Genomic DNA, 492 nt, shown 5'->3' on the forward strand with positions numbered 1-492 from the left:
GAGAGCCTAGGCATCCCCCGTACGCCCTTATCTACTTTCTTTTACACACACCTAGTTGGTGTCTATGATTTTGATTTGTGTTGCCAATATGTCAAAGAACTTTTAAGCTCGAAGTCCGCAGACCGTAGTCCGAAGCCTTCTTTTCGCTTTCGTGATATCGTTGGAATCGAACCAACCTGAACCATTATATCTTTCAATAAATACTTCCTAATACCGTTTGTATTAGAAAAAAGTGGAGAATATCGGAGTCGAACCGATGACCTCCTGCGTGCAAGGCAGGCGCTCTAGCCAGCTGAGCTAATCCCCCATTTATTAGATTCAAGATTTAAGTATCAAGACTTAAGATTATTTACTGCTTGCAAATCGTCTTGTGTCTGTTGTCTTATATCTTGCGTCTTTACATGGTAGTCCCGGGCAGACTTGAACTGCCGACCCCTACATTATCAGTGTAGTGCTCTAACCAACTGAGCTACGGGACTGTTGCAGTGTCGT

2 tRNA genes are annotated in these 492 nt (G+C 43.5%); both read right to left on the reverse strand.

Features of this window, described 5'->3' with window-relative positions:
- Window positions 1-233: 233 nt before the first annotated feature.
- Window positions 234-307: transfer RNA gene (locus tag J1N10_RS21045), tRNA-Ala, on the reverse strand.
- Between the two features lie 95 nt (window positions 308-402).
- A tRNA-Ile gene (locus J1N10_RS21050) sits at window positions 403-479 on the reverse strand.
- Window positions 480-492 lie beyond the last annotated feature (13 nt).

The organism is Carboxylicivirga litoralis, assembly GCF_025499605.1.
GTDB lineage: Bacteria > Bacteroidota > Bacteroidia > Bacteroidales > Marinilabiliaceae > Carboxylicivirga > Carboxylicivirga litoralis.